Origin of the sequence: Saccharopolyspora sp. 7B (assembly GCF_020177435.1) — a bacterium.
Classification (GTDB): domain Bacteria; phylum Actinomycetota; class Actinomycetes; order Mycobacteriales; family Pseudonocardiaceae; genus Saccharopolyspora_C; species Saccharopolyspora_C gregorii.
Genome location: NZ_JAIUKC010000153.1, coordinates 1 through 6,784 on the forward strand (window position 1 = coordinate 1; position 6,784 = coordinate 6,784).

General features: G+C 72.7%; 7 protein-coding genes. 3 read left to right on the forward strand and 4 right to left on the reverse strand.

Going from position 1 to position 6,784, the window contains the following annotated elements:
• Positions 1-133: 133 nt before the first annotated feature.
• The 3 genes from LCD33_RS22265 to LCD33_RS22275 form a co-directional block, all read right to left on the reverse strand.
• The gene (locus LCD33_RS22265) at positions 134-1,201 is read right to left on the reverse strand and encodes a zinc-binding dehydrogenase (protein WP_224961987.1); all 1,068 of its coding nucleotides are present in this window, start codon (positions 1,199-1,201) and stop codon (positions 134-136) included.
• 444 nt (positions 1,202-1,645) lie between these two features.
• A complete protein-coding gene (locus tag LCD33_RS22270; RefSeq protein WP_224961989.1) occupies positions 1,646-2,266 on the reverse strand; it encodes a TetR/AcrR family transcriptional regulator in 621 nt (206 codons plus the stop codon).
• Between the two features lie 23 nt (positions 2,267-2,289).
• Positions 2,290-3,099, reverse strand: coding sequence for an acetoacetate decarboxylase family protein (locus tag LCD33_RS22275; protein WP_224967196.1), 810 nt, complete (start codon positions 3,097-3,099; stop codon positions 2,290-2,292).
• Positions 3,100-3,291: 192 nt separating this feature from the next.
• On the opposite strand from LCD33_RS22275, the gene LCD33_RS22280 reads away from it, so the two are divergent.
• The gene (locus LCD33_RS22280) at positions 3,292-4,656 is read left to right on the forward strand and encodes an MFS transporter (protein ID WP_308011316.1); all 1,365 of its coding nucleotides are present in this window, start codon (positions 3,292-3,294) and stop codon (positions 4,654-4,656) included.
• On the opposite strand, the gene LCD33_RS22285 is transcribed toward LCD33_RS22280, so the two are convergent.
• A complete protein-coding gene (locus LCD33_RS22285) occupies positions 4,643-5,869 on the reverse strand; it encodes an MFS transporter (protein WP_224967197.1) in 1,227 nt (408 codons plus the stop codon). The two genes, LCD33_RS22280 and LCD33_RS22285, sit on opposite strands and share 14 nt — an antisense overlap.
• Positions 5,870-6,123: 254 nt before the next feature.
• Between LCD33_RS22285 and LCD33_RS22290 the strand changes: the two genes are divergently transcribed.
• Positions 6,124-6,405 (forward strand): metal-sensitive transcriptional regulator, encoded by a 282-nt coding sequence (locus tag LCD33_RS22290; RefSeq protein WP_224961995.1) that lies wholly within the window; start codon positions 6,124-6,126, stop codon positions 6,403-6,405.
• A 38-nt stretch (positions 6,406-6,443) separates the two neighbouring features.
• Positions 6,444-6,653 carry a heavy-metal-associated domain-containing protein gene (locus LCD33_RS22295; protein ID WP_224961997.1) on the forward strand — a complete coding sequence of 70 codons (210 nt, stop codon included), beginning with the start codon at positions 6,444-6,446 and terminating at the stop codon, positions 6,651-6,653.
• The last annotated feature ends 131 nt before the right edge of the window (positions 6,654-6,784 follow it).

Genomic DNA, 6,784 nt, shown 5'->3' on the forward strand with positions numbered 1-6,784 from the left:
CCCCCCCCCCCGCCCGCGGGGGCGCCCCTAGCGGGGGGCCGCCCCCCCCCCCCCCGCGGGCCCCCCCCGGGGGGGGGGGGGTTTTCCGCCCCTTGCGTCCCATCCCGTTGGACGAACGGTCCGTTCACCCACATCACGGGCGGAGCAGGATCCTGATCGGGTCCCCCTCGTGCTCCCGCAGCCGCCGGATCCCCTCGGCGACTTCGTCCAGCGGGAGCACGGCGCTGACCGAGCCGGACACGTCGAGCCTGCCGCGGTCGGTCAGCTCCACCAGGTCTTCGAGGTGGCGCATCCGATAACCGGTGTGGCCGATGACGGTGTGCCGGTTGCGGACGAAGTGGATCTCCGGTCCGACGGCGAGCCGGTCGGGCGAGATGCCGACAAGCACGAGCCTGCCGCGGTGCCCGAGCGCGGCGTCGGCTTGGGTGAAGGTGGCGCTGCGCCCGACGCAGTCGAAGGCGGCACGCAGCCCGCGTCCGCCGGTGATCTCCGCGATCCGCGCCGCGACGTCCGGGTCCCCCGGGTCGAGGGCGAAGTCGGCGCCGAGCCCGATGGCGCGTTCGCGGGCGGATTCCAGCGGGTCGAGTGCGATGATCGGCGAGGCCCCGCAGATCCGGGCGAGCTGCACGAGGTGGGTGCCGATGCCGCCGAGTCCCCAGACGCCGACGGATTCGGCGGGCCGCAGCTGCGCGGTGTCGAGGGCGCCGTACGGGGTGGACACGGCGTCGGCGAGCACGGCGGCGTGTTCCAGCGGCACCGATTCGGGGACGTCGACGAGCGACACCGCCGAGGTCAGCACGTATTCGGCCCACGCGCCGTCGTAGTGGAACGCCAGCACTTGCAGGTCTTCGCACCGGTCGGTGCCACCACCGAGGAGGCACTCGGGGCATTCACCGCAGTCCTTGCCCGCGGCGATGACGACCCGGTCGCCGAGCTGCCGGTTGCGCACGCCCGCGCCGAGCGCGGCGACGACCCCGGCGGCCTCGTGCCCGGGCGTGATCTCGGGGAGCCGCGGCCGGATGTGCCCGTCGAGCTGGCTGAGGTCGGATTGGCAGATACCGCAGGCGGCGACGCGCACGAGCACTTCACCGGGCCCGGGCTGGGGGACGGGCACGTCGCGGACGGCGAGCTCACCGGTGGCGGCGTCGAACCGGACCGCGCGCATGGTGGCGGGAACCGGTCGGTCGAGGACAGCTGGCATGGGAGTGCCCTTTCTCGGTGTGCCCCGGCTTCGGGGCGCGGGAGGCGGTCGCGCACCGGCTCGCCCGGCACGACGGGCACGACGGGCGGCGGAGCACGAACGGGTCGGTGGATCAGTCGACGGCGGGTCGGTCGACGGTGGGTCGGTCGATTGGTGGAGTCGGTCGATCGGTGGAGTCGGCCGGAAACGGACTGCGGCGCAGGCGATCGGCGACGAGCACCGCTGCTCGACGGCACGAACGATCGGCGTAGCTCAACGGCGCGGACGGTCGGCAGCCAACCGCTCGACGGCACGAACGACCGGCAAGTGCAGCCACCGCGAGCGGCGAGCACGCACCCCCGGACCACCAGCACCACGACGCCCGGCAGCGGAAGCAGCGACACGCGCACCCGCCGAGCTCACCGCCCGATCAGCGAAGCGACCGAGCCGATCCGACCCGCGCGCTCACCCCCGGAATCCGGGCACCCCGCCGGAGAACAAGGTGCTCACCGAGTCGGCGAGCTCCGCGGGCGTCCAGTCGGCGTCGGCGTCGAGCAGCAGCCGGGCACCGGATTCGGCGGCGCCGACGGCGAGCGCCGCCAGCACACCGGCGCGGCGGTCGGCCTCGGGCGCGGTGTCGCCGAGCCAGTCGCGCAGCACCGGGGTGAGCCGTTCGACGGCCCGCGCCCGGGAGCCCTGCACGGCGCGCGCCCGGTCGGCCCGCACCTGGGTCCCGTACAGCAGCCGGTAGCTCTCCGGCGCGTCGCGGACGGCGGTGTAGTAGGCGATGAGCACGTCGCGCAGCGCGTTCGCCGGGTCCGGCTCGGCGCGGGCGGCGTCGAGTGCGGTGGCGAGCTGTTCGGTGAACCGGCGGCTTTCCCGCTCGTCGAGGGCGTGCAGCATGGTGTCGCGGTTGTTCCAGCACCGGTAGAGCACGGTCTTGGCGACTCCGGCTTCGGCGGCGACGGCGTCCATGGACACGGCGTCCCCCTCGCGCGCGGTCACGCGCAGCGCGGCGTCGAGCACGAGTTCCTTGCGGACGGCGAGCGGCAGGTGCTGCGCGCGTCCCCCCTTGGCGCCGGTCATGGCCGCGTCCTCCCCGGTTCGTCTCAGCTGTCGCGCATCGGGTGCATGCGCAGCAGGAAGGTCGGCGAGACCAGTCCCACCGGCAGCGGCAGCTTGCCGACCCTCATGTTGACGCGGCGGTAGTGCGCGTTCAGCGGCGGCCCGGAGATGAGGGTGTCGAGCGGGTCGGTGTAGGAGCCGCCGATGGTGAGGTCGACGTCGGCGGCGCGCTGCTCCAGCGGGTGGTCGACGGTGCTGAAGGTGACGAGCCGGGGGACGGAGAGCCCGACGGTGCCGATGACGTTGCGGAACGGCTGGTTGAAGATCGGCGGCACCGAGTCGACCTCGTCGCCGAAGCGGCCGGTGATGCGGATGAGGTCGACGCCGCGGCGGCGCACGACGGCTTCGACGCGGTCGTCGTGCTCGGCCCAGTCGATCTCGGCCATCTTCTTGGGGAAGCCGAGGGTGTCGCGACCGCCGATGAGCGCGGTGTCGTCGTCGACGACGATCCACGGGCAGTGGGCGGCGCGGAACGGGCCGTGCTTGACGTTCAGGAACAGCGCGGCTTCGTGGTAGGTGCTGTTGAAGTTCGTCCACGGGTAGTCGACGACGAACAGGGTGGCGGTGCTGCTCTCGTCCATCTTGACCCCGGCGGGCAGCACGTGGTTCGCGGCGTCGCGGTCGATGGGGACGGTGGCGGAGAGGAACTTCGCGTTCTTGTACTTGTCGGCCTTGGGGCTCTGCCTGCGGCGGAGGTCGGCCTTGGCCTCGTCGAAGGTGAACTCCGGGCGGGCGTCGGCGGGGGCGACGCCTTCTTCGGACATCTGGACCTTGCCGACCTGGTGGGTCGTCATCTGTGTGCCTCCTCGTGTTTTGTACCTCGCAGTACAATCATTGTACTTACGGGTACAAAAGTCAAAGGTGCTGGTGAACAGCGCTGTTCGGCCGCCCGAGGCCGCGGACCGCCGCACGGGCGATCAACCGGCGGCCGAGCCGTCGTATCGTCCAGGACCGTCGATGCCCGATCGGCTGCGAAGGAGCGGGCGGTGTCGAGTTCCACCACCGGAGGACCCTCGATCGCGGGGCGGATGGATCGCCTCCCGCTGATCGGCACGCATCGGAAGGCCACCACCGCCGTCGGGCTGGGGCTCTTCTTCGACATGTACGAGATCTTCCTGACGCCGGTGCTCAGCACCGCCCTCGTGCAGGAGTTCCAGCTCAGCACGGCCGAACTGCCGCTCGTGCTGGCCTCCACGTTCCTCGGCATGTTCGTCGGCACGCTGCTGCTCGGCAGGCTCGCCGACCGCATCGGGCGCCGCCGCGCGTTCTTGCTCAGCCTCGCCGTGTACTCGCTGTTCTCACTGCTCGGCGCGTTCAGCACCGGGCCGTGGATGCTGGCCGCCACCCGGTTCGTCGCCGGCGTCGGCATCGGCGCCGAACCACCGCTGGCGGACGCCTACCTCAGCGACCTGCTACCCGCGAAGCGCCGCGGCCGGTACATCGCCTGGGCCTACACCGTGGCGTTCCTCGGCGTGCCCGCCGCCGGATTCCTCGCGCACTGGCTCGTCCCCGCCGCACCACTGGGCATCGCGGGCTGGCGTTGGATGTTCGCGCTCGGCGCGCTCGGCGCCGTCGTCGTGTTCCTGCTGCGGCGCGGGCTCCCCGAGTCACCGCGCTGGCTGGCCGCCACCGGCAGGCAGGCCGAGGCCGAAGCCCTCGTCGACGAGTTCGAAGCGCAGGCCCGCGCCACCGGAGCCGCACTGCCCGAGCCCGAACCCGCGCGCACCGCGCCCCGCCCGGCCGGTGGACTCCGCGACCTCGTCGCCGCCCCGTACGGGAAGCGCACCGCGATGATGGCCGCGTTCCAGGTGCTGCAGACCGTCGGCTACTACGGGTTCGGCACGATGGTGCCGCTGGTGCTCGCCGCGAAGAGTTACGAGATCACCGACACGCTGCTGTTCAGCGCGGTCACCTACCTCGGCTACCCGGCGGGTGCGGCGCTGTCGCTGCCGTTCGTGGAGCGGATGGAGCGCAAGCACCTGGTGATCGCCTCCGCGCTGGGCATGATGGTGCTGGGGCTGGCGTTCGGGTTGTCCGCCTCGACGGTGCCGATCGTGGCGTTCGGGTTCCTCTACACCGCGGTGAGCAACGTGTTCTCGAACGCGTTCCACATCTACCAGGCGGAGATCTTCCCGACGCACATCCGCGCGACCGCCGCGTCGTGGACGTACTCGCTGTCCCGGCTGACCACCGGTGCGATGCCGTTCGTGCTGGTGCCGCTGCTGCACGCGCAGGGCGCCGGGGTGCTGTTCGCGGTGGTCGCCGCCGCGATGATCGGGGTCGGCGTGGACATCGGCCTGTTCGGACCGCGCTCGACCGGGCGACCCCTGGAAGACGTCAGCGAGCGGTAGCGAGCTCCGGCTCCGGCTCGAACCGGGCCCGGAACCGCTCGGTGGTCTGCGGCACCACCAGCACCACCGCGATCGCCAGCGCCGGCCCCACCAGCAGCGCGGTGAACGCGGCGGAGTAGCCGCCGTGCTCCACGACGTAGCCGAACACGCCGGGGCTGAGCACCCCGGCCAGCTGCCCGCCGAACATGATCACTCCCCCGGCGACGCCGGTGAGCCCGGCGGGCAGGCTGCGCAGCGGCACCGAGAAGCACGGCAGGTACGCCAGCCCCGCCACCCCGCCGAGCACGGTCACGCACGCCACGAACAGCGGCACCGACGGCATCCGCGGCAGCAGGGGCAGCAGGGGCAGCAGCAGCCCCACCACCAGCATGCTCGGCACCACCAGCAGCCGCGGCCGTCCGCCGAGGCGGTCCGACAACCGCCCGCCCAGCACCGTCCCGGCCGCTCCCAGCAGCGTCGGGCCGATCAGCGCCAGGCTCGCCTCGCCGATCGCCAGGCCGCGCGCCTCCACCAGGTACGAGGTCGTCCAGGTGCCGATGCCCCAGCTCACCACGTCGTAGGCGAAGAACATCACCGCGAACCCCCACAGCACCGGGGAGCGCAGCAACCGCGCGGTGCCACCGCCGGCGCGCGCGGACCCGGTGAGCTCCGGGGCCATCGGCTCCGGCATCCACCGCAGCACCGCGGCGAACACCAGCAGCCCCAGCACGGCCACCACCAGGAACCCGACCCGCCAGTCCCACAGCGACAGCAGCACCGCGCCCACCACGGCGGCCAGCAGCGCCCCCACCGCGTTCGAGCTCTGCGTCCACCCGTTCGCGGTGAGCCGCTGCTGCGGGGTGCTGCGCGCGCTCAACGCGCTGACCGACGCCCCGGGGAACAGCCCCTGCGCGGCGCCGAAGCACAGCCGCAGCACCACCAGCGAGGCGAACGACCAGGCCAGCGCGGTCAACCCGGTGCACACCGACCACAGCAGCAGCGCGATCGCCGCCACCCGCACCCCGCCGAAGCGGTCCGCGAGCAGCCCGCCCGGGATCTGCACCAGGGCGTAGGTCAGGAAGAACGCCGACACCACCAGCCCGCGCTCCCCGTGCCCGAGGCCGAACTCCTCGCCGATCGACGGCAGCGCCACGTTGATGAGGAGCCGATCCACGTAGTCCACGGTCCAGGCCGCGAACAGCAGGGCCACGGTGATGCGGGTCGTCCGGTGCACGAGCGCTCCTCCCGCCCCTGCGGGGCGAACGGCCGACGGGGCCACCGGAACCTACGCCGGACGGACCCTCCCAGGGAGGCCCGGCGTGAATTCGATCTTGCGAATGGACGGCGCCGGGCCGAGCGCGCCACCATCCCGGCACCGCACAGCGCCTACCCCCGTCCGAGTGACCGTCCACGATTGACACGCATACCCCCCAGGGGTATACCTGGCACGGCGGAGGAACGGTGCGCACCGGAGCGGGGAGGACGTCGATGCACGGGTACACCCAGGACAAGGACGAGTACGCCAAACGGCTGCGCCGAATCGAGGGACAGGTCCGCGGCCTCGCCAAGATGATCGAGGACGACAAGTACTGCATCGATGTGCTCACCCAGATCAGCGCCACCACCAAAGCGCTGCAATCGGTCGCGCTGGGCCTGCTCGACGAGCACCTCAAGCACTGCGTCGCCGAAGCGCTCACCGAAGGCGGTGCGGCCGCCGACGCCAAGGTCGCCGAGGCCGCCGCGGCGATCGCTCGGCTGGTCCGGTCCTGACCACCGGCAGCACCAGGAACCACGAGAAGGGGACGTATATGAGCCAGTCGACCTACACCGTCACCGGGATGACCTGCGGCCACTGCGTGAGCTCGGTGACCGAGGAGATCAGCGAGATCGCCGGCGTCTCCGACGTCGCCGTCGACCTCGCCACCGGATCGGTGACCGTGACCAGCGCCGAACCGCTGTCCGACAGCGCGGTCCGCGGCGCGGTCGAGGAGGCCGGCTACCAGCTGGTGACGGCGTGACCACCGCGGCGGGGGGGGGGGGGCGCCCCCCCCCCCCCCCCCCCCCCCCCCCCCGGCCCGCGGCGCCGCCGCAGGGGGCCGCCGCCCCCCCGCCCCCCCCCGCGGGGGGCGCGGCGAGGAAAAGTTGGCGG